This is a genomic window from Phytoactinopolyspora halophila (assembly GCF_003287285.1).
Lineage (GTDB): Bacteria > Actinomycetota > Actinomycetes > Jiangellales > Jiangellaceae > Phytoactinopolyspora_A > Phytoactinopolyspora_A halophila.
Window position 1 is genome coordinate 40,144 of record NZ_QMIG01000003.1, and the last position, 21,420, is coordinate 61,563.

Genomic DNA, 21,420 nt, shown 5'->3' on the forward strand with positions numbered 1-21,420 from the left:
CTCACGGGCCGGTCAGGACCTCGGAGTCCGCTTGCCGGGATCGACGAACGGCTTCTCGACGACCACCCCGGCCTGCGGCCCGGACGGAGTCTCGACCACGACGTTCGTGCCGAGCTGGGTGAAGTCGATGTCGAGCATGGCAAGCCCGATGTTGCGCTCAAGGCGTGGCGAGTAGCAGGCACTTGTCACGCGGCCGATGCTGGCGCGGTGCGTCGCCGACGGTTCGACGACCTCGAACGGCTCGATCATGGAGCCGTCGTTGTACGAGCCCAGCGGGTCCCCGCCGATCTCCAGGCCCACCATGAGGCGCGACACTCCGGTCTCGCGAACCCGCCGCAGCGCGTCCTTGCCGATGAAGTCGGCCTCCTGATCGAGGTCGACCATCCACCGGTAGTCGTAGCCGACCTCCATCGGGTTGGTGTCGAGCGTGATGTCGCTGCCGTAGGAGAGCATGCCCGCTTCGATGCGCCGGATGTGGCACGGCCCGATGGGGCGGATGTCGTACGGCTCGCCGGCCTGCCACACGGCGTCCCAGAGCTGATCGGCGTCCCGGCTGGCGTTGTAGAGGTAGATCTCGTAGCCGACCTCGCCGGAGTAGCCGGTACGGCTCACCACGACATCCATCCCGTTGAGCGTGTACGGCCGCAGGTAGTAGTACGAGATGTCGAGCACCGACTCGCCGAACAGCTCGACCATGACCTCCTTGGACCGCGGTCCCTGCACCTGCACGGGCGCGACGTCGACCTCCTTGATCTCGACGTCCCAGCCGCCGGTGTGCGCCAGGCCCATCGCCCACAGCCGCACGTCGCTGTCGGCCAGCGACAGCCAGAAGCGGTTCTCGTCGACCCGCAGCAAGATCGGGTCGTTGATGATCCCGCCGTCGGGGGCAGTAATGAAGACGTACTTGCACTGGCCGACAGCACACTTGTGCAGGTCACGGGGGACGAGCATGTTGGTGAAGTCGAACGCGTCCGGTCCGGAGATCTCCAGCTGGCGCTCGACACCGACATCCCACAGCGTCACGCTGTCAAGCAGGTGCCAGTACTCGGCGACCGGATCGCCGTAGTGCCGGGGGTGGTACGTGTGGTTATACACGCTGTACATCGCGACGCCATGGGCGCGGGACTTCCAGAAATACGGAGACTTCCGCAGCCGCGTGTACAGCAGGATCTGCGGGCTCGGCGCGGTGGTCGGAGTCCGTGCGGTGGCGGGCGGTGCGGTGACCGCTGTCTCCGTGAACTGGTGTCCGAGTAGGTCGGTCATGTCGCCCCCTTGGTGAGGTTCGCAGGTGTGGGTTTGGTACCTGGACAGGCGAAAATAGGCCTGCAAAGGTGCTGGTAGAAGGGTTGTGTTGCGTATTGAGAAACTGTTCTGTACTACGCAACTCCAGTGTGGCGCGGTAAAAGAGGGAGCGTCAAGGAAATCTGATGGGAATTTCGGGCCACTGTGCGTGATGGTCCGCGCGTGGGGATTGACTTGTGGTGTGGACGCTCTCCAGGGGCGAGGATCGACTTGTGCCGCGGGCGCTCTCCAGGGACGATCGGAGGCGTGAAGCTGAAGCTGGACCTGCACGACGTCTACAACCGCGGGGACCAGATTGACCGGCGGTTACGGGACGTGATCGACGAGGCAGTCGCCACCAAGGCGAAGACCGTGGAGATCATTCCGGGCAAGGGGTCGGGCCAGTTGAAGAAGCGGGTCCTGCGGTTCCTCCAGCAAAAGGAGATCAAGGCGCTCTACCACCGGGTGGAGAAGGACTCCGACAACTTCGGCCGGATCTTCGTCCACTTCAAATGGAAGTAACCCGCTACTTCCGAATGATCATGTTTGGTACGTTTCCCCGGGCCGTGACACGGCTGTAGACGTGTTATCGCCCGAGAAGACCTGTTACCGCGACACCGCTGTTCCCCGGCACGCCGCTGTTCCCCGGCACGCCGCTGTTCCCCGACACCGTTGTTGCCGCGACACCGCGACGTCGTCGCCGAGTATCTGAACCTCACCCTGGAGCCCGAATCGACAGGCACGTCTGTCACCGAACCCGAGCGCACGCCGGACTAAATGGTAGACCACTGGCCCATTGACGCTCAGTGATCGACGCTGCTATACAGCATCATTCATCAGATATGTCCTCGGGCTGGTCGGGAGGAAGGGATATCCATGCGGGGTCCACGCCGTCACCTTCTGATACTGCGTGTGTGGTTACTCGTCGTCGCGCTGGTGGTCGGCACCGGCGGCGTCGCCGTGTCCGCCTCCGCTGGCACAGCCGCTGGCGCGTCTGCTGGCACGCCCGGTGGGCCGCACGTGCCGCCAGAGCAGGGCGAGCCCAATCGTTCGGCGATGCTGAGCTACGACGACGTCCAGGAGGAGCTTTTCGCGATCGAGTCCCGGAGCAACGGCGACGTCAAGGTCGAGGAGTTCGGCCGAAGCGGGGAGGGCCGGGCCTTACGTGCGGCGTACATCGGCTCCGGTGACAAGCGGGTGTGGGTCCAGGGCCGAATCCACGGCGACGAACCTTACGGTGCCGAGGCGTCACTCGCGTTCTTGAAGCACCTGGCGGCCGGTGGCAAGCAGGCGACGCGGGTGCTCGAAGAGATCACGTTCGTCATCATCCCGCTGTACAACCCCGACGGTTACGAAGCGTACATTCGCCAGGACACCACGCACGGTATCGACCTCAACCGGGACTGGGGCGTCGATCGGGACACCTTCGATCTGGTCAACCAGATCCGCGAGGAACGTGGCCAGCCGCCGCTACCTGATTCGGTCTTCGACAACTACACGCAGCACCGGGCCGTGGAGTCGCAGGCGCACTGGTATCTGTGGGAGGAGTTCCGGCCGCACTACATGATCGACATCCATCACCAGGGCACGTACTACTCCGGGGACTCCGACGACATGACCACGTTCTCCATGGGCATCTCGCTTGACCCGGGAATGCTCGATGACGAGCAGTGGGACGCGGTGCGCCAGATGGCGGTCGTGGCAGCCGACGCGGCCGGGCGCAACGGGGCGGTCAACGTGACTCGGTATCCCTACATCAACATCCCTGAAGGGGTCATCTCCGCGGCCATGCTCGACGCACCCGGTCCCGACGGCGAGTACGCCGGCTGGCAGTCGAAGGCGATGTTCTTCGAGACGCGGGGCGGCATTGGCCAGAAGAGCCGGGGCTACCTGGTGCGACAGAACGTGGAAAGCTTGCGGGCCGTGACCGACGCGATCGCCAACGGCAGTCTTGCGGACGTCGATCCCGGCCGTTGGGCGGACCTTCCGCCGCGCGGGGAGCCGATTACGCAATGCTCGACGTTCCCGCAGCAGTGCGTTTTCTGATCAGCCGCCCGGGCCGTGCCAGGCCGCCTCGGGCCATGCCAGGCCGTGCCAGTCTGCACGAAGGCCCAACACCGCTAGCCCTACGAGGTTTTCTCGGGCCGTAACACGTCTACAGCCGTGTCACGGCCCAAGAAAACGTACCAAACATGATCATTCGGAAGCAGCGGGGTGGTGGGGTTAGCCGGACGCGAGGGTGACGACGTCGCCGACGACGATCACGGCCGGCGGCTTCGCTCCGACGGCAGCAGCACGGTCGGCGATGTCGTCGAGCGTTCCCGTGGTCAGCCGCTGGCGCGGACCGTAGCCATCCTCGATGACGGCCGCCGGGGTGGAGGGGTCCATGCCGGCGGCGATCAGGTGGGTGGCGGTGTCGGCGAGCAGCGACACGCCCATGAGGAACACCAGCGTGCCCTGGCTGGACGCCAGCGATGGCCAGTCCAGACCCTCGTGTCCGGAAACCACCGTGAACTGCTTGCAGATGCCACGGTGCGTGACCGGGATCCCGAACGCGGCGGGAACCGAGACGGCGCTGGTGACACCGGGCACCACCTCGACCGGTATCCCGGCGTCGTGGCACGCCCGTGCTTCCTCGCCGCCGCGCCCCAGTACGAACGGGTCACCACCCTTGAGGCGGACGACATGTGCGCCGGATTCCGCATGTTCGATGAGCAACCGATTGATCTCGTCTTGCGGAACCGGATGGTTTCCGGGAGTCTTGCCGACATCGACCGTCACGACGTCGTCGTCCAGCTCGTCGATCAGGCTGTGGGGCGCGAGCCGGTCGAACACGACGACGTCCGCGGCAGCCAGCAGCTGGCGCCCACGCGTCGTGATCATCCCGGCGTCGCCGGGACCGCCCCCGACGAGCGAGACGCAGCCCGAGCGTCGCGGCCGCAGGTGGCGCAGCGGCAGGTCGCCGGTTTCGAGCGCGGTCTGTACGGCGTTTCGCAACGCCTTCGCGCGCCCGGGGTCGCCACCGCCGCTGACGGCGACGAGCACGTCGCCGACCCGGGCGACGGCCGGCGTCCAGGCCGAGGCGGCGCCGGCGTCGTCGGCGCGCACACACCAGATCCGCGCGGTTTCCGCCTCGTCGGCAACGATGCTGTCGACGTCGCGCTCGCCGGTTGCGGTGTGCACGAGCCAGGCACCGTCGAGATCGCCAGGGCGGTACTGGCGCGGCTCCCAGCGGGCGTGGCCATCGGCGACGAGTTCGGCGAGCGGCTCGCACAGTGCCGGGGCGACCACGACGAGATCGGCGCCGGCGTCCACGAGGGGGCTGGCCTTGCGCGCGGCCACCGGTCCACCGCCAACGACCACCACGCGCCGCCCCGTGAGATCGAGAAGCAGCGCGTACTTCTGGTGGTCGGTGCCGTTGCGGTCACCGGACGATCGGTGCACTAGATATTTATCCCACACTCGGTCTTGGTGTGTCCGGCCCATCTCCCCGCACGCGGGTCCTCGCCGGGGGCGACGGGCCGGGTGCACGGCTCACAGCCGATCGAGAGATAGCCGACCTGTTTCAGCGGGTTCACGAGAATGTCGTGCTTCGCGATGTACGCTTCGACGTCGTCGTCGGTCCACGTGGCGAGCGGGTTCACCTTGACCTTGCGCCGCTTGGGGTCCCAGGCCACCACCGGGGTGTCGGCCCGGGTTGGCGACTCGGCACGGCGCACCCCGCCGGCCCACGCCTCGTATGGGGCGAGTGCGCGATCCAGCGGCCAGACCTTGCGGATGGCGCAGCACAGGTCGGGGTCGGTCTCGTAGAGCTTGCCGTACTCGGCCTCGTGTTCGGGCACCCGCATGGGATGGGTGACGTTCTCCACGTCGATGTTGTAGGCCGCCGCGATCGCATCACGTGTCCCCAGCGTCTCGGCGAAGTGGTACCCCGTGTCCAGGAAGAGCACCTTGATGCCGGGCACCGCCTGGGCTGCCACGTGCGACAGCACGCCGTCGGCCATGGACGCCGTCACGGCGAACTTGTCACCGAACGTCTCGTATGCCCACCGCACGATCGTTCCAGCGGGCGCGCCTTCGAGCTGGCGGGCAGCGTCGAGGGCGAGCTCTTCGAGCGGCTCGGTAGTGGTGATGGTCATCACCTACTCCTTCGGGTCGATAGGCCGAGCATCTTCACGGAAAATACCCGCAGACAGGATCGGCATTCCCAGCCACCGTCTTCCTCTACGGGAAACAGGTCTTCCTCTCCGCAGAACGGACAGTGCAGGATAGCCGCGCGCGTCTCGCTCATCTCAGATCCGCATCCTCCGCGCGGCCTGCCCATTGCGCGAATCGTTCGCCGGGCTCCCGCTGGTCGATGAAGCGCCGGACGAGCCGTTCGATGTAGTCAGGCAGTTCCGCCGCCGTGACCTTGTGCCCCCGCAGCTTGCGCCCGAACCCGGCATCGAGGCCCAGGCCACCGCCGAGGTGCACCTGGAAGCCTTCCTCGTCCTTGACGATCTGGCCTTTGAGGCCGATGTCGGCGACCTGGATCCGGGCACACGAATTCGGGCAGCCGTTGACGTTCACCGTGATGGGCACGTCGAGCTGGTCGTGCACGTCGGAGAGCCGCTTTTCCAGCTCGGCGACCGTGTCGGCTCCGAGGCCCTTGGTCTCGACGATCGCCAGCTTGCAGTACTCGAGGCCGGTACAGGCCATGGTGTTGCGACGGAAGATGCTCGGACGGGCCTGCAGGCCGATCGCGTCGAGCTCGGCGATCAGGGGCTCGACGGCATCGGCGTCGACGTCGAGGATCACCAGCTTCTGGTGCGGCGTGGTCCGCAGCCGGTACGACCCGTGTGCCTCGATGATGTCGGCCAGCTTGCCGAGCATAGTTCCCGACACCCGACCAACCAGCGGCGCCACACCGATGAAGTAGCGCCCGTCGTGCTGGCGATGCACACCGACGTGATCATATTGCTGGGCCGGCACCGGGGGAGCCGGCCCGTCGATGAGAGCGCGGCCGAGATAGTCGTCGGACTCGAGCACTTCGCGGAACTTCTCGGGCCCCCAGTCCTCGATGAGGAACTTGATCCGGGCGCGGTGCCGCAGCCGCCGGTAGCCGTAATCGCGGAAGATGGCGGTGACGCCGGCCCACACCTCGGGAACCTCCTCCAACGGAACCCACGCGCCGAGCCGCTTGCCCAGTTTGGGATTCGTGGAGAGACCGCCACCGACCCACAGGTCGAGCCCGGGGCCGTGCTCGGGGTGGTGGACACCGACGAAGGCGATGTCGTTGGTCTCGTGGACGACGTCAGGCAGGCCGCTGATGGCCGTCTTGTACTTGCGCGGCAGGTTGGAGAACTCCTGCGAGCCGATGTAGCGGCGCTGGATCTCCTCGATGGCCCACGCGGGGTCGAGGACTTCGTCGGCGGCGATCCCGGCAACGGGGGAGCCGAGCACGACGCGCGGCGCATCGCCGCACGCCTCCATCGTGGACAGACCCACGCTCTCGAGTTTATCCCAAATGGCCGGGACGTCCTCAATTCGTATCCAGTGCAGCTGCACGTTCTGCCGGTCGGTGACGTCAGCGGTGTCTCGTGCATACGTGGTGGACACGTCGGCGATCACCCGCAGCTGTTCGGTAGACAGGGCACCACCGTCGATGCGGATGCGCATCATGAAGTACTCGTCGTCGAGCTCCTGGGGCTCCAGGACCGCGGTCTTGCCGCCGGGAATGCCGGGACGACGCTGCGTGTAAATCCCGTACCAGCGAAAACGTCCCCGAAGATCCTGGGGATCGATGCTGGCGAAGCCCTTCTTGCTGTAGATGTTCTCGATCCGGGCGCGGACGTTCAGCGCGTCGTCGTCACGCTTGGTCCGCTCGTTGGGGTTGAGCGGTTCCAGATGTCCGAGCGCCCATTGCCCCTCGCCGCGGGAGCGGCGTGGGATATCTACCTGACTGCGTGGCATAGAAGTATCTCGTCCTCGAGAGGGTCGGGGACGCACGTCCGCGCGCGGGTCAGATCGACGGTGACCTCAAAGCCGACACGTCCGAGCGCCCGGGATGATCTACGGGCGGCGGGTCAGCAGGCCAGACACATCATGCTCGAGACGCGACGGTAGTCCACGTGGCGCCGGACCACGAGGAACAGTATCGACGCGTGCAACATGCCCCTATAGTCGCATGCGGCGAGGGACACGACGAGATGGCGTTCAATATATGGACCACCGTGTCTCACATGGTGTCGGATTAGCGCGTGGGCGTGGCGCGGTCGACGATCGCGCGTGCGTCCACGGCGGACGGAAGCAGGCCGAACACGCCGTGCGAGGCATCGAGCCGGGTGGCGCAAAAGGCGTCGGCCACCTCGGCCGGCGCGAAACGGATCAGCAACGACGCCTGGAGCAAGACCGCCATGCGTGCGGCGAGCACGCGGGCTCGCCGCAGCGCCGCCTCGCGGTCGGCGGCGGCGTCCCGCAGCAGCACCTCTACCTCGGAGAGCGCCGTACGCAGCGATTCGGCCGTCGCCGGGGGAGTGTCGTCGCTGCCGGCCACGTCGCTCACCTCCGCACGCCACGCGTCGACGGCCTCCGGCTCGCGGGACAACACCCGCAGCATGTCCAGCGCCTGGATGTTGCCCGCGCCTTCCCAGATGGAGTTCAGCGGCGCTTCCCGGTAGAGCCGCGGCATGCCGCTGTCCTCGACGTAGCCGTTCCCGCCCAGGCATTCGAGCGCCTCGCCGACGGCGTGTGGGGTGCGCTTGCACACCCAGAACTTGGCCAGGGGAAGGCCGATCCGGCGCAGCGCCCGCTCGTGGGGATCGCCGGGACGGTCAACGGCGGCGGCCAGGCGCATCGCGAGAGCGGTCGCGGCTTCCGACTCGATCGCGAGATCAGCCAGGACGGCCTGCATCAGCGCCGCATCCGTCAGCTTGGTGCCGAACGCGCTGCGGTGTGCCGCATGCCAGCTCGCCTCCGCGACGGCGCGGCGCATCAACGCGGACGAGCCGAGCACGCAATCCAGCCGGGTGGCAGCGACCATCTCGATGATGGTGGCAACGCCCCGCCCTTCGGCCCCCAGCAGCTGGGCCGACGTGCCCTCCAGCTCGATTTCCGCCGACGCGTTCGCCCGGTTGCCGAGCTTGTCCTTGAGCCGCTGGATCCGGAACGGGTTGCGCGAGCCGTCGTCGCGAATCCGGGGAACGACGAAGCAGCTCAGCCCGCCGGGTGCGTGGGCCAGCACGAGAAACACGTCGTTCATCGGTGCCGAGCAGAACCACTTGTGCCCGGTGAGGTGAAACCAGCCGTCCGCGCCGGGCTCGGCCGAGGTCGTGTTGGCCCGCACGTCGGAGCCGCCTTGCTTCTCCGTCATCGCCATACCCGCCAGCACGCCGGCCTTGCGCCCGGGCGGGCGAAGCCCGGGGTCGTAGCTCGTCGACGTCAACCCGGGCTCCCAGCTCGCCGCGATTTCCGGGTCTGTCCGCAGCGCCGGCACCGCCGCGTACGTCATCGAGATGGGACACATGTGTGCGGCCTCCACCTGGCTCCACACCAGGAAACCGGCTGCCCGGGTGGCGTGCGTACCGCCCGATGGCGACCCGGACGGCGACCACGCGGCCGCGTGCAAGCCGTACTCCACCGCGATCTCCATCAAACGGTGATACGACGGGTGGAACTCGACCTCGTCGACGCGGTGCCCGTAGCGGTCGTGGGTGCGCAGCGCCGGCGGGTTACGGTCGGCCTGCCACGCCCACTGCTGCGCCCGCTCCGAACCCGCGAGCGTGCCGAGCTCGTGCAGCCGGGATCGATTGCCGTCGCCGTATCGGTGGAACGCCTCGACGAGAGCGGCGTCGGCGCCGAACACGTCGTACTCGGCGAGCGGTGGCGGCTGGTTGGTGACGGCGTGTGTCGAGCCCACGCCACAACCGTACGGCAGGTCGGCCGCCATCCGCCCGGGTGAAAACCCGTCACCCACCCGAGTGAAATTCGCTCGCGCGTTCCGTGCCGCCGCCGGTAGCGTCCCAGAGGTCGGCCGCTCCCAGGGAGTTTGCCATGTCCGAATGGTTGAATCCGTCCACCAGCGCGTACCGGCTCACCGATCTGGGCTGGTCCACCGAACACGATCACCAGTTTCTGCCGTATCGCGGCACGCATGTACCCGCCCGCGTCGCGCGCGTGGAACGCGGCGGCGTGGATGTGCTCGGCGCCGCCGGGACACTGCACGTCACCTACGGCGGGAGCGTTCTCGCCGCCGCAGCCGCCGATCACACGCAGCACCCGGCGGCGGGCGACTGGGTGGCCATCGCACGCTGGCCCGACGGGCGGCTCACCCTGGAGGCCATCCTGCCGCGCCGCACCGTTCTCACCCGCGACAGCTCCAACCGAACCTCGCACGGGCAGGTCGTCGCGGCAAACGTCGACCTCGTCGTCATCGTCGAGCATCTCGACCCGGACTCCGACCTCGGCCGCATCGAGCGCCTGCTGGTGCTCGCCTGGTCCAGTGGAGCGACACCGCTGGTGGTCTTGACCAAGGCGGATCTCGTGCCCGATCCCGAGCGCATGCGCGAGGAGGTCGTCGCCGTCGCGCCCGGCGTCGACGTGCTCGCCGTCGACGCGACTGCCGACGACGGTGCGACCGCCCTGCGTCAACGGCTGGGGCCAGACGTGACGATGACGTTCGTGGGGCCATCCGGTGCTGGGAAATCGACACTGGTCAACGCGATCGCCGGTGCGAACGTCATGGCCACCAATGAGGTGCGCGGCCGGGACGGCAAGGGCCGGCACACCACGACACATCGGGAACTGGTGGTGGTACCCGGCCATGGTGTCGTCATCGACACGCCGGGGTTGCGCGCCGTCGGGCTGATCGCCGACCCGGACGACATCGCGGATGCCTTCCCGGACATCGACGAGCTCGCCGGCGAATGCCGGTTCCGGGACTGCGCGCACGAGGCCGAACCGGGATGTGCCGTGCTCGCTGCCGCCGGCGACGGCGAACTCGACAAGGATCGGCTGGCCCGGTGGCGAAAGCTCCGGCGCGAGGCCGCCTACCAGGCCCGTCGGGCCGACGCGCGGCTGCGGCGCGAGGAGCTCGCGCGCTCGAAACGGCGCGCGAAGGCGCTGCGGCAGCACTACCGGGCGCGGGGCAGGTAGCGGGCTACGCGATCGGCTGGTTGGCCGCACGACCGGTAGCTGGCCACGCGGCCGTCAACTCCGGCGCTCGCCGCCCCTGCATGGGCCTCTCGCCAGGGAAAATCATCCGAACGGCCGATCACCACACCGCGACATCCGGGTGCTGACGTGACAGAATTCACGGTGGCCAGATTTTCCATCCACGTTTGGAAAGGACACGCGAGTGATCCGGGGGATCCTCGACCACGACCAGAACGGCTGGCGGGTCGAAGTGTACGACACCGAACCATTGCGACACACCATCGTCGAGATCAACTCGTTGCCCACGTGGGCAGAGGCATCCGAGGTAATGAGGCGCACGTTCCGCCTCTTCGCCTGAGCGGCTGCCACTGCCGTCCGTGACGCATTCACGCGGGCTCCGAGACGCTTTCCCTGCCCTTCGGGGCGCATATGTGATCAGCGCGGTTCCGTCTACGCTCGTAAGGGTGGACGTTGACGAGGTCGCTGACACGGCACGGAACATGGGCTCGGTCCTCGGGCCGGGCCCGGTCGCCGTTCTCACGGGCGCCGGAATCTCCACCGACTCGGGAATTCCCGATTACCGCGGTCCCGATTCCCCGCCGCGGAATCCGATGACCTACCAGCAGTTCGTCGGCGATTCTGGTTTCCGGCGCCACTACTGGGCCCGCAACCACGTCGGCTGGCGCCACATGCAGGAGACCGAGCCCAACACGGGCCATCGTGCGCTGGCCGCTCTGGAGGAAGCGGGCGTCGTCGCCGGAGTGATCACCCAGAACGTGGACACGTTGCACGAGGTGGCCGGCAGCAAGCAGGTCATCGACCTGCATGGCCGCTACGACCGGGTGCTCTGCCTGGCGTGTGGGCGGACGATCAGCCGCGAACATCTCGCCCAGCGGCTCACCGAGCTGAACCCGGGATACGACGCCGACGTGTCCGACATCGAGATCGCCCCGGACGCCGACGCCGTCATCGCGGCCACCGCCGATTTCCAGGTCGCCGACTGCGAATACTGCGGTGGCATGCTCAAGCCGGACATCGTGTACTTCGGCGAGAACGTCCCCAAACCGCGGGTGCAGGAGGCGTACAGGCTGGTCGACGCCGCGTCGTCGCTGCTCGTTGCCGGCTCGTCGCTGAGCGTGCTGTCTGGGCTGCGCTTCGTCCGGCACGCCGCCAAGCAGGCGAAGCCGATCGTCATTCTCAACCGGGGCGCCACGCGCGGTGACGACCTCGCCACATTGAAGATCGACGCCGGGTGTTCACCGGTACTGGAGGCACTGGCGGCAACATACAGCCGCAGCGAGCGTGGCGTTGCGGGGGAGCGGCTCGTAAGCTAGGCCCCGTTCGAGCTGTTCTCGCTGAGGAGCGCTGGTTCGAGATGGCCGTGCCCGGAAACCGCCAGCCTGCCGAGCCCCCACGCGATCTCGCGGAAACGGAGCTGTTCTCGGTCGACGCGTACGCGCGCTCGTTCGACAGCGCGGTAGCGGAGATCGACCACGAGCAGAACCGGGTAGCCCTGGCGCGCACCGCCTTCTATCCCGGCGGGGGTGGACAGCCACCCGATGTGGGGACGCTGCGCTGGGACGGCGGCTCCGCGACGGTGACCAGGGTAGCCCGTGACGGAGGGCGGATCTGGCACTGGCTGGACATCCCCGAGATCGCCGGCGACGTGCGCGAGGTGTACGGGGAGATCGACTGGGATCGCCGGCACAGCCTGATGCGGACCCATACCGCGCTGCATATCCTGTGCGGTGTCATCTGGACCGAATTCGGTGTCGCCGTCACCGGCGGCAACATGGAACCGGGCACGGGCCGCCTGGATTTCGCGCTCGACGGCATCACCACGGACCTGGGGAAACGTGTCGAGCGCCGGATCAACGAGGAGATCACCCGGGCCCGTGAGGTCCTCGTGGATTTCCTCCCGCGCGGCGAGGCCGATCTCGACGACGCTTTGATCCGGACCCGTGCCGATCTCATCTCGCGCGAGATCGACCCGCTGCGGGTGATCGACATCGTCGGTCTGGACAAACAAGCCGACGGCGGCACACACGTGGTGAACACGGCCGAGGTCGGCCACGTCGTGGTCACCGGGGCCAGCTCAAAGGGCAAGAACAACAAACGTATCCGTCTTGAGATCGCCGACGGTCCGGGCGGCGATGCCCAGCCGGGGTGAACCCGGAGCCCGTTGTCCGATGTGCGTCCCGGGGTTATGCCCTCTCAAGCCCGGGGATTCGCACTCACGTGGACGTGCCCGCGTCTCCGGTGGATGAGGACAGCGGGGTGTTCGGCCGTGACGCCGCGACGCGCAGGCCGCCGCAGTGCGGGCATGGCACGCCGGCGCCCGGCGCCATGGCGGGCAGCCCATTACGGAACCACAAGCGCAGCTCCTCGTCTCCGAATCCAGCGGTGTGCTGCAACTCGTAGTCGATCGACCAGTGGTGGCCGCACCGGCGGCAGTCGAATGCCCATGTCTCGTCGGTGACGTAACTCTCGTGCACCATAACCTCCTCGACATCGTTGTCGTCAGCAAATAATGCTCTGTGCAATAATTTACCGCGTGACACAGCCGACGTCGACGCCAGGCCAGCCGAGTGACGAATCGAGTTGGGACGATGTGGTGGAAGCCGTCGTCGCGGCCAGCCGCGTGCTCGTCGCAGTCGCAGCCCAATCCCTGGCCGGGCGTTCCGACGAGGTGACGCTGCCGCAGTATCGGCTCCTCGTGATCCTGACGGCGCAGGGTCCGCAGCGCATCGTGGACCTGGCGATCAATCTGGACGTCAACCCGTCCACGGCCACTCGCCTCTGTGACCGCCTCGAACGCAAGGGACTGGTAGACAGGCAGCGGATGTCCAGCGACCGCCGCGCCGTGCAGCTCGTCGCCACCAGTGCCGGTCACGAGCTGGTCCGCGACGTCATGGACCACCGTCGAGTGGAGATCGGCCGCATCCTCGCGTCCATGACGCCCGATCAGCACCGGCAGGTGGCCGAAGGGCTCAGGTTGTTCTCCGAGGCGGCCGGGGACGTTCCCGACCGGCACTGGACCGTTGGCTGGCGCCCACAGTGACCCGGCGGTGAGCTAGCAGCGAGGCGGCAGCAGGGCGGCAGCGAGCCGGCTGGTGCCGCCTGCCCCGAATGCCGGCTCAATCCGTGCCGGACTCCATGGCCACCCGATCCAGCCAGTCGTCGTCGGAAGCCTCCCCGCCCGAGGAGATGGCACCGGAGGTGCCCTCGGGCATCGCGCCGATCAGCCCGGTGGAGGCCGCCTGCGCGGCACCGATCGACTCCCGTTGGGAGTCACCGATCATGCCGGCGCCCACGTACTGCTCGAGCTTGGCGCGCGAGTCCGCGATGTCGAGGTTGCGCATGGTCAGCTGGCCGATCCGGTCTTCGGGGCGGAACGCGGAATCCTCGATCCGTTCCATGGAGAGCTTGTCCGGGTGATAGCTCAGCGCCGGCCCGGAGGTATCCAGGATGGAGTAGTCCTCGCCGCGCCGCAGCCGCAGGGTCACCTCCCCGGTGATCGCCGTGCCGACCCAGCGCTGCAGAGACTCGCGCAGCATCAGTGCCTGCGGGTCCAGCCAGCGGCCCTCGTACATCAGCCTGCCGAGCTTGCGGCCCTCGTCGTGGTACGCGGTGAGGGTGTCCTCGTTGTGGATCGCGTTCACCAGCCGCTCGTACGCCGCGTGCAGCAATGCCATGCCCGGCGCCTCGTAGATGCCGCGGCTCTTGGCCTCGATGACACGGTTCTCGATCTGATCGGACATGCCCAAGCCGTGCCGGCCACCGATCTCGTTGGCCTCCAGCACCAGGTCCACGGCGGAGCCGAATTCCTTGCCGTTGATCGTCACCGGCCGGCCCTGGTGGAAGCCGATCGTGACGTCCTCGGTGGGTATCTCGACGCTGGGATCCCAGAACCGCACGCCCATGATCGGTTCGACGGTCTCGATGCTCACGTCCAGGTGCTCCAGCGCCTTGGCCTCGTGGGTGGCGCCCCAGATATTCGCGTCGGTGGAATAGGCTTTCTCCACGCTGTCCCGATACGGCAAGCCATGGGCGAGAAGCCACTCCGACATCTCCGTACGGCCGCCGAGCTCGCCGACGAACTCGGGGTCTAACCACGGCTTGTAGATCCGTAGATTCGGGTTGGCCAGCAGGCCGTAGCGGTAGAAGCGCTCGATGTCGTTGCCCTTGAACGTCGAGCCGTCGCCCCAGATGTGGACGTCGTCCTCCAGCATCGCCCGCACCAGCAGGGTGCCGGCGACGGCACGGCCCAGGGGAGTGGTGTTGAAATACGCCCGGCCACCGGACCGGATGTGGAACGCCCCGCAGGTCAGGGCCGCAAGTCCTTCCTCCACGAGGGCCGCGCGGCAATCTACCAGCCGGGCCACCTCCGCGCCGTAGGTCGTGGCGCGCCCCGGCACCGAAGCGATGTCGGGCTCGTCGTACTGGCCGAGATCGGCCGTGTAGGTACAGGGCACCGCGCCCTTGTCGCGCATCCACGCGACCGCCACCGAAGTGTCGAGGCCACCGGAGAAGGCGATGCCGATGCGCTCGCCGACGGGCATGGAGGTAAGCACCTTGGACATGAGTATGAGTATGCACGCTCATGCATGACCATGCAATCGGCATGGAGATGATGCGGGGTCTGGGCCTACATCGCCCCTGCTGAGATACGCTCGTACCCTGATGGATGCTGCGCACGCGACCGCGTCGCGATCCCGGTGTGTTGAGGCGTGTGCCGAAGCCACGCCCCACATCGCCATGTCCCCAAACCGTCGAGCGTGATCGGCAACAACCGTGATCTGCATCGCTTGCCGCCACGGACGGCACGACGAATGCCCGGCACACGCCAAGGCGCCCTCGTGGTGCGACTGCCAGCATCACGAGACCCCGCCACGTGCCGAGCCGTACACCGGCCGCCCATCGGAATGAGACGCGAGACAAGACGCGAGCCATCGTCGTCCCGATCGATATCGGGCTCCGCAGATGCACACGGCATAGCAGCGGCTGCGCCGTCGCCCACATGATCATTGACGACCGTACACACGTCCATGTCGGCGATCGTCGACGATCAACAAAGCCGGACCGCCGGTGCCAGCGAGATGATCTACCTATGGAACCGGGCCCGCATGAGATTCTGGCCGGTTCACTTCGAGATCAGTCGACAAAGAGCACTGCCCCGGCCGCAAACACGGCTGTTAGCAGCACACCAACCGCGGCCGCACCGAGGATGGCGAGCACCATCTGCCGCCGACCCCTCTCGATGTCCGCACGACGCTGCTCGCTTAACTCCTCTTCTCGCATTCAGGCAAGTTAGCTCAAACACACGAGTACCGTCGATCCATTTGAAATCTCACGTTCCCTCCTGCGAGTGCGGACATCTCCGCCGCACTCGACAAGCTCGCACCAGGTCATACGAGCATGCGTCCGGCCGTCACGCCCCATTCGAGTGCCATGGCGCACGTGTGGGGCCTTCTGTGGGAGGCGACTCCGAAATTTCCTACATCTGTCTGTTGATCCTCATCACCAGCCGTGATCTGTTTTGCCAAACGGAAGGAGGATCCCACCCATGCCTACCCCCGTTCTCGGACGCAGATCGCGTCGTGGAGTACAGGCGGCCATCCTGAGCGCCGCCCTGGTCGTCTCGTCCCTCGCCCTAGCCGGCCCATCGGCCGCGCAGAGTGACGAGCTCGACGTGGACGAAGTGTCCCACAGCAAGTACATCAGGTCGGTGGCCAACGTCCCGAGGCAAGAACCGGTCCAGGACGACTGGCACAGCGACATCGCCTTCAAAGGTGACCATGCCTATCAGGGCAGCTACGGTGGCATCACGATCTTCGACATCAAGCACCCCCACAAGCCGGAGGTCGTTGGCCAGATCGAATGCCCTGGTGGGCAGGGCGACGTCTCCGTGACCGCTGAGCGCGACTTGCTGTTCATGTCGGTCGACGCCGCACGATCGGACGACTCCTGCACGAGCGCTCCCAGCTCGCCGGTCAACCCCGACGCGTGGGAAGGCATCCGCATTTTCGACGTCCGCGACGTCAGCAACCCGGAGTACGTCACGTCCGTACAGACTGACTGCGGGTCCCACACCCACACGCTCGTTCCGGGCGACAGCGACGACAAGGTCTACATCTACGTCTCCTCGTACGGGCCGAACGCGGCATTCCCCAACTGCCAGCCCCCGCACGATTCGATCTCGATCGTGGAGGTTCCGCTGGACAACCCCGCCGAGGCATCCGTGATCGCCAAGCCGGTCCTCTTTCCCGAAGGCGGGGCACCCGGCACCGCCGGCTGTCACGACATCACCGTCTTCCCTGAAGAGGATCTCGCTGCGGGCGCATGCATGGGCGAGGGCGTCTTGATAGACACCTCGGACCCCACGGATCCCTACGTGATCACCAACATCGCGGACAGCAACTTCGCCTTCTACCATTCGGCGACGTTCACCAACGACGCGGACAGGGTGGTCTTCACCGACGAGCTCGGCGGCGGCCTCGGCGCCACGTGCAATGAGCAGGTCGGGCCGGAGCACGGTGCCAACGCCATCTACGACATCGTTGGCGAGGGTGACGACCGGGAGCTCGTGTTCCGCAGCTACTTCAAGATCCCTCGGCACCAGCAGGACGTCGAGAACTGCGTCGCGCACAACGGCTCGCTAGTCCCCGTCAAGGGCCGCGACATCATGGTCCAGTCCTGGTACCAGGGCGGCGTCTCGGTCTGGGAATTCACCGATCCGGACAACCCGGTCGAGATCGCCTTCTGGGAGCGTGGGCCCGCGTCCGACGAGTCCGTAGTCGCCGGGTCCTGGTCGGCGTACTGGTACAACGGGTTCGTCTACTCCAGTGACATCACCAAAGGGCTGGACGTCCTCAAGCTCACCGGTATGAAGGGCGTACCCAGCGCCAACCGCGTCAAGCTGGACCTCTTCAACGCGCAGACTCAGTACCGCTATCCGGAATGACCCTGACCGGCGGGCCCGGCGGCACACCTGCCGGGCCCGCCCATCTCCTCGTCGTCGAGCACGCCACGCCGGTCGAACCCCGTGCCCCGCGTGGCGAGGCAGAAAGGAACGGGCACCATGAGGTATCGGAAAGCCGCAGGCGCGGCGCTGATAGCAGCTTGCATGTTCGGTGCGGCGCCCCTGTCCGCCACCGCAGCGGAGCAGCCTCGCACCGCGTCGTCGGATGCGACCTACACGTCGGCGGCCGCCACGCAAACAGCGCCGAACCCGGCCGACGTCGAGTTCGTCACCATGATGATCCCGCACCACTTCCAGGCGCTTGTCATGAGCGCGATGGCTCCCGACAGGTCCGAAGACGACGAGCTGCTCGCGATGGCCAACCGGATCGACGTGGCGCAAACCGTCGAGATCGACACCATGCAGGGATGGCAGAGCCGCAACGGGCTCGAGGTCACCGATGCGCAGGAGAGCTACGAGGAGGTGCTCCAGCAGCCGGATCTTCTCGAGCAGATGGGAATGGCCACTCCGGCCGAGCTGGACGACCTGAGCGCGGCCGAAGGCACGGCGTTCGACGTGCAGTTCCTCGAATTGATGATCGAGCACCACGAGGGCGCGGTCAGGATGACGATCGAGGTCATCACCAACGGTAGCGACCCCGTCATACAGCAAATGGCCACCGACATGCTGACCACGCAGTCCACCCAGATCCAGCAGATGGAAGCAATGCTGGAGGACAAGACGTCCTGAGCTTGCGACGTCTGCGAGTGGAGCCGGGCTGATCAGTCGAGGCAGAACTCGTTTCCCTCGGGATCTGCCATCACGATGTGACCGGCCTCGAGCGGGGGAGCGGGCCCGTAGCGCTCAAGCCGGGTGGCGCCGTGAGAGACAAGCCGCTTGGCTTCCTCCTCCAGGGCCGCCATCCGGGCCTCGCCCTCGACGCCGGAGGCGGCTCGTACGTCGATGTGCACGCGGTTCTTGGCCTGTTTGTGCTCCGGAACCCGCTGAAAGAAGAACCGCGGCCCGGAGCCCTCGGGGTCGACCACCGCTGAGGCGTCGTTGCGGTTCTCGGGCGGCACGCCCATCGCCTCCAGGGCCTGCTCCCACGACTCGAAGCCCTCGGGTGGGGCCTGCAACTGGTAGCCGAGGGCCTCGGCCCAGAACGCCGCCAACCCGGCCGGGTCGGTGCAGTCGAATGTGATCTGGATGTTGCGCGCCATCTCATCTCACCTCCCGCAGGGTCCGCTGGTGGGTGTGCAAGTAGAGGTGGCGGATCTGGGACATCCTGGGGATTCGCATGTGGCCAATCATGGTTCCAGCTTCTCGCACGGGACTGACAATGTCGGGCCCAACTCTGTGAACGAGGAGAACCTTCGCGTCGAGAGGGTGATGCACGATGGGGTGTCCTGGGGCGCGAGCAAGCGGAATGGGCACCGATCTGGGCGAGCCACGACATCTTTCGCTTCAGGCACTCATCTCGCGACGGTGCCAGCGTTGCTGTGAGCATTGATCCGAACGCCCGCGCATGGCTTACCGACGAGGCAAATGAAGGCTGTCGTCAGCTGAACTACGTAGCATCTCGGTGTCGTCAAGGGTCGTAGTGGTAACGGGCGGAGAGGATCACCAGGTTGTCGTCACTCACGAGGTAAACAAGACGGTGTTCGTCGTTGATGCGCCGCGACCACGCACCGGACAGGTGATGACGTAATGGCTCGGGCTTGCCGATACCGGTAAATGGATCGTCTCGGGTGATGTCGTCAATAAGCTGGTTGATCTTCTTGAGGATCTTCCGATCAGTGGTCTGCCAGTAAACATAGTCTTCCCAGCCATTCGGTACGAACGTGATCTTCACGAGCGGTCAAGCTCGCGGGGTTCGGCTTCACCACTCTTGGCCTGCTCCAGGGCCTCTGCCAGCCGGGCCGCATTGGCGGGAGACCGCAGCAGGTAGGCCGTTTCCTCCATCGAGTCCCAGTCTTCCTTGGACACCAGTACGGCGTTGCCGTGCTTGGAGACGATCTCCACCGGTGTGTGATCGTCGTTGACCTTCTGGATCAACGGAAACAGCGTCTTGCGTGCCTCGCTTGCGGTAATCGCACTCATTCCAGCCTCCCACTCAATGTTGTACTTAATATTGTACCATTCTCTCGGTATCTAGCAGCAGGGGTTCGTGGCGGGGCGTCTGTACGCTCCAGGGCAGAGAACCACTGCTCACGGCGCTGTCCTTCACGAGGATTGCCCCAGTCGACGCACCGCGGCTGACGTTCACGTCGGGCGAGCAGTGCGGCCGTGATCCGGCGGTAGAGGTGCTGGTCAACATCGACCCGAATTCGTTCTCACCGAGACGCGTTCTCGGGCAGTTCGGAGGCGAGCGACACTCGACGACGTTGGGCCTCCACACACGCACGCCTGCACCGTCCTCGATCAGCGGATCTACGACGCGATGGCAGACTTTTCGCTGACTGACGCGCCCGACGATGCCCTAATAAGGGGGATAGCAACGACGAACAGAAGGAAGGTGATCTGCGGAGACGTATAGTGGGCGATGCTGGAATCGAACCAGCGACCTCTTCGGTGTGAACGAAGCGCTCTCCCGCTGAGCTAATCGCCCCTGCGCGAAGAAAACCATACCGCACCGGAGCGCCTTGCATCGAACCCGGTGCGGCATGGGGGAGAGGTCGTCGGCGACGAGCAGCGGCACGTCGGCGGGCCGCACCGTCAAGTCGGCACAAGTCAGCCCATATCATCCGCCCAGATGTGATCTGAATCACGCTCGAAAATTCGTTGTCGACACCGCGTCACGAGCGGGCTGACTCCCCGTCTTGGTGGGTATGGATGCCTCCACGGTCACATACCCCATGGCCCTGCAGTTGCTGAGCGGTCCGACCGACACGCGCTTGCTGCCCGCAGAGTTCCGGTACTCCGCCGACGACCCGTTGGCAGTCACGGTGGTCTTCGACGTCGGCTCCGAGTCCCCAGTTCAGTGGGTTTTCGCGCGGGATCTGCTAAGTACCGGACTCAAACGGGAGACCGGTCTCGGCGACGTCGTGGTCGGCCCGGTCGAGGATGCGCACGGTGTGCCGGCAGTGAAGATTTCGCTGTCGTCTCCTGACGGTGACGCACTCCTCCTGGCACCGGCGGCGCATGTCGACGAGTTCGTCGCGCACACGTGCCGGCTCGTGCCGCCCGGCACCGAAGGGCAACTTCTCGACATCGACCTGGCGCTCGGTAGTTTGCTCGACGGCGCGTAGAGCGGCGCGGGCGGCAACGTCCGGATAGCGAAGCGGACACGTCCGGATAGCGAATCCGGTCACAGGTCTGTCTCATCCGGACCTGATGTTGTGCCCAGGCCACATCGCGGTCTACGGTCGGCCCACCCGATAACCGTTATCCCGAGGTAGGCCGTGACCTTCAGCCACGATGTTCAACACTCGCTCGGCATCGTCGTCGACCTGATCAACACTGCGCCGGAGAGCACCGGGCAGGAGGCGTTGCCGGATGTCGAGGCGTTGCGTGCCTTCGTCGATGATCACATCATCAGTGACGTCGGGACGTTGGACGGAACGGACCTTGATCACGTGCGAGCGTTGCGAGCACGGCTACGCGAGATTTTTCTCGCGGAGACCACCGAGCAGACAGCGGCCTTGGTCAATGATCTGCTATCCAAGGCGCGCCTCTGTCCTCGGTTGACCGACCATGACGGTTACGACTGGCATATTCACTACTTCGCCCCCGGAGCGGAGTTGGCCGAGCATCTGCTGACCGACGGGGGCATGGCGCTGGCATTCGTCGTCGTCGCCGACGAACATCAGCGGCTCCGCGTTTGCGACGCGCCTGACTGCGGGCGAGTACTCGTCGATCTCTCACGCAACCGCTCGAAGCGATACTGTGACAGCCGCACGTGCGGCAACCGCCTGCACGTGGCGGCCTACCGCGAGCGCCGCCGCGCCGCGTCTTGATCCGCATCCCTCGCATCTCCACCCCCTTTCCATGATCATGAACACTAGTCCGCCTCATGGGTCGAGATGTGTTCATGATCATGGGGGAGT

At 66.3% G+C, this 21,420-nt stretch carries 22 protein-coding genes and 1 tRNA gene; 11 read left to right on the top strand and 12 right to left on the bottom strand.

The annotated features are described in order from the left end of the window. Positions 1–12: 12 nt before the first annotated feature. Positions 13–1,263: a glycine cleavage T C-terminal barrel domain-containing protein gene (locus DPM12_RS04930; RefSeq protein ID WP_112257193.1), complete on the bottom strand. Its 1,251-nt coding sequence runs from the start codon at positions 1,261–1,263 to the stop codon at positions 13–15. A 285-nt stretch (positions 1,264–1,548) separates the two neighbouring features. Here DPM12_RS04930 and DPM12_RS04935 point away from each other — a divergent pair, with 285 nt between their 5' ends. Continuing rightward, on the top strand, positions 1,549–1,803 hold the full coding sequence (locus tag DPM12_RS04935; RefSeq protein ID WP_112257194.1) for a Smr/MutS family protein: 255 nt from the start codon (positions 1,549–1,551) through the stop codon (positions 1,801–1,803). A 390-nt stretch (positions 1,804–2,193) separates the two neighbouring features. Beyond that, on the top strand, positions 2,194–3,327 hold the full coding sequence (locus tag DPM12_RS04940; RefSeq protein ID WP_164465292.1) for a M14 family zinc carboxypeptidase: 1,134 nt from the start codon (positions 2,194–2,196) through the stop codon (positions 3,325–3,327). 177 nt (positions 3,328–3,504) lie between these two features. On the opposite strand, the gene cobA is transcribed toward DPM12_RS04940, so the two are convergent. The 4 genes from cobA to DPM12_RS04965 all read right to left on the bottom strand — a co-directional run bounded on the left by cobA (position 3,505) and on the right by DPM12_RS04965 (position 9,178). Further along, positions 3,505–4,725 carry a uroporphyrinogen-III C-methyltransferase gene (cobA, locus tag DPM12_RS04945; RefSeq protein WP_211658452.1) on the bottom strand — a complete coding sequence of 407 codons (1,221 nt, stop codon included), beginning with the start codon at positions 4,723–4,725 and terminating at the stop codon, positions 3,505–3,507. Then, on the bottom strand, positions 4,725–5,420 hold the full coding sequence (locus DPM12_RS04950) for a phosphoadenylyl-sulfate reductase (RefSeq protein WP_112257197.1): 696 nt from the start codon (positions 5,418–5,420) through the stop codon (positions 4,725–4,727). The genes cobA and DPM12_RS04950 overlap by 1 nt, the downstream gene beginning before the upstream one ends. Positions 5,421–5,568: 148 nt before the next feature. Then, on the bottom strand, positions 5,569–7,233 hold the full coding sequence (locus DPM12_RS04960; protein WP_112257199.1) for a nitrite/sulfite reductase: 1,665 nt from the start codon (positions 7,231–7,233) through the stop codon (positions 5,569–5,571). A gap of 280 nt (positions 7,234–7,513) precedes the next feature. Further along, positions 7,514–9,178, bottom strand: coding sequence for an acyl-CoA dehydrogenase family protein (locus DPM12_RS04965; protein WP_211658454.1), 1,665 nt, complete (start codon positions 9,176–9,178; stop codon positions 7,514–7,516). A gap of 134 nt (positions 9,179–9,312) precedes the next feature. On the opposite strand from DPM12_RS04965, the gene rsgA reads away from it, so the two are divergent. From rsgA to DPM12_RS04980, 4 genes are all read left to right on the top strand, one after another. Further along, complete coding sequence (rsgA, locus tag DPM12_RS04970) at positions 9,313–10,413, top strand: ribosome small subunit-dependent GTPase A (protein WP_112257201.1); 1,101 nt, start codon at positions 9,313–9,315, stop codon at positions 10,411–10,413. Positions 10,414–10,615: 202 nt separating this feature from the next. Further along, positions 10,616–10,771 carry a hypothetical protein gene (locus DPM12_RS23075; RefSeq protein WP_158542747.1) on the top strand — a complete coding sequence of 52 codons (156 nt, stop codon included), beginning with the start codon at positions 10,616–10,618 and terminating at the stop codon, positions 10,769–10,771. 142 nt (positions 10,772–10,913) lie between these two features. Beyond that, entirely contained in the window at positions 10,914–11,747 is an 834-nt protein-coding gene (locus DPM12_RS04975) for an NAD-dependent protein deacetylase (RefSeq protein ID WP_112257472.1), read from the top strand. 41 nt (positions 11,748–11,788) lie between these two features. Beyond that, the gene (locus DPM12_RS04980; RefSeq protein WP_112257202.1) at positions 11,789–12,583 is read left to right on the top strand and encodes an alanyl-tRNA editing protein; all 795 of its coding nucleotides are present in this window, start codon (positions 11,789–11,791) and stop codon (positions 12,581–12,583) included. 64 nt (positions 12,584–12,647) lie between these two features. Here the strand turns inward: DPM12_RS04980 and DPM12_RS04985 are convergent, their stop codons facing one another. Further along, a complete protein-coding gene (locus DPM12_RS04985; RefSeq protein WP_123788484.1) occupies positions 12,648–12,908 on the bottom strand; it encodes a hypothetical protein in 261 nt (86 codons plus the stop codon). 59 nt (positions 12,909–12,967) lie between these two features. On the opposite strand from DPM12_RS04985, the gene DPM12_RS04990 reads away from it, so the two are divergent. Next, positions 12,968–13,474, top strand: a complete 507-nt coding sequence (locus DPM12_RS04990; protein ID WP_211658458.1) for a MarR family winged helix-turn-helix transcriptional regulator — start codon at positions 12,968–12,970, stop codon at positions 13,472–13,474. A 76-nt stretch (positions 13,475–13,550) separates the two neighbouring features. On the opposite strand, the gene argG is transcribed toward DPM12_RS04990, so the two are convergent. Next, positions 13,551–14,996, bottom strand: coding sequence for an argininosuccinate synthase (gene argG, locus DPM12_RS04995; RefSeq protein ID WP_112257205.1), 1,446 nt, complete (start codon positions 14,994–14,996; stop codon positions 13,551–13,553). Positions 14,997–15,567: 571 nt separating this feature from the next. Then, on the bottom strand, positions 15,568–15,714 hold the full coding sequence (locus tag DPM12_RS23080; RefSeq protein ID WP_158542749.1) for a hypothetical protein: 147 nt from the start codon (positions 15,712–15,714) through the stop codon (positions 15,568–15,570). Positions 15,715–15,979: 265 nt separating this feature from the next. Here DPM12_RS23080 and DPM12_RS05000 point away from each other — a divergent pair, with 265 nt between their 5' ends. Beyond that, on the top strand, positions 15,980–17,377 hold the full coding sequence (locus DPM12_RS05000) for an LVIVD repeat-containing protein (protein WP_112257206.1): 1,398 nt from the start codon (positions 15,980–15,982) through the stop codon (positions 17,375–17,377). 117 nt (positions 17,378–17,494) lie between these two features. Then, positions 17,495–18,124 (top strand): DUF305 domain-containing protein, encoded by a 630-nt coding sequence (locus DPM12_RS05005; RefSeq protein WP_112257207.1) that lies wholly within the window; start codon positions 17,495–17,497, stop codon positions 18,122–18,124. 32 nt (positions 18,125–18,156) lie between these two features. Here DPM12_RS05005 and DPM12_RS05010 read toward each other — a convergent pair whose 3' ends face one another. The 4 genes from DPM12_RS05010 to DPM12_RS05025 all read right to left on the bottom strand — a co-directional run bounded on the left by DPM12_RS05010 (position 18,157) and on the right by DPM12_RS05025 (position 19,982). Beyond that, positions 18,157–18,594 carry a VOC family protein gene (locus DPM12_RS05010; RefSeq protein WP_112257208.1) on the bottom strand — a complete coding sequence of 146 codons (438 nt, stop codon included), beginning with the start codon at positions 18,592–18,594 and terminating at the stop codon, positions 18,157–18,159. A 368-nt stretch (positions 18,595–18,962) separates the two neighbouring features. After that, positions 18,963–19,226, bottom strand: a complete 264-nt coding sequence (locus DPM12_RS05015) for a Txe/YoeB family addiction module toxin (RefSeq protein WP_112257209.1) — start codon at positions 19,224–19,226, stop codon at positions 18,963–18,965. Further along, on the bottom strand, positions 19,223–19,474 hold the full coding sequence (locus DPM12_RS05020; protein ID WP_112257210.1) for a type II toxin-antitoxin system Phd/YefM family antitoxin: 252 nt from the start codon (positions 19,472–19,474) through the stop codon (positions 19,223–19,225). The genes DPM12_RS05015 and DPM12_RS05020 overlap by 4 nt, the downstream gene beginning before the upstream one ends. A gap of 436 nt (positions 19,475–19,910) precedes the next feature. Next, positions 19,911–19,982: transfer RNA gene (locus DPM12_RS05025), tRNA-Val, on the bottom strand. Positions 19,983–20,229: 247 nt separating this feature from the next. Between DPM12_RS05025 and DPM12_RS05030 the strand changes: the two genes are divergently transcribed. Beyond that, positions 20,230–20,622, top strand: a complete 393-nt coding sequence (locus DPM12_RS05030; protein WP_158542751.1) for an SsgA family sporulation/cell division regulator — start codon at positions 20,230–20,232, stop codon at positions 20,620–20,622. Between the two features lie 153 nt (positions 20,623–20,775). Continuing rightward, complete coding sequence (locus DPM12_RS05035) at positions 20,776–21,330, top strand: CGNR zinc finger domain-containing protein (protein ID WP_112257212.1); 555 nt, start codon at positions 20,776–20,778, stop codon at positions 21,328–21,330. Positions 21,331–21,420: the final 90 nt, after the last annotated feature.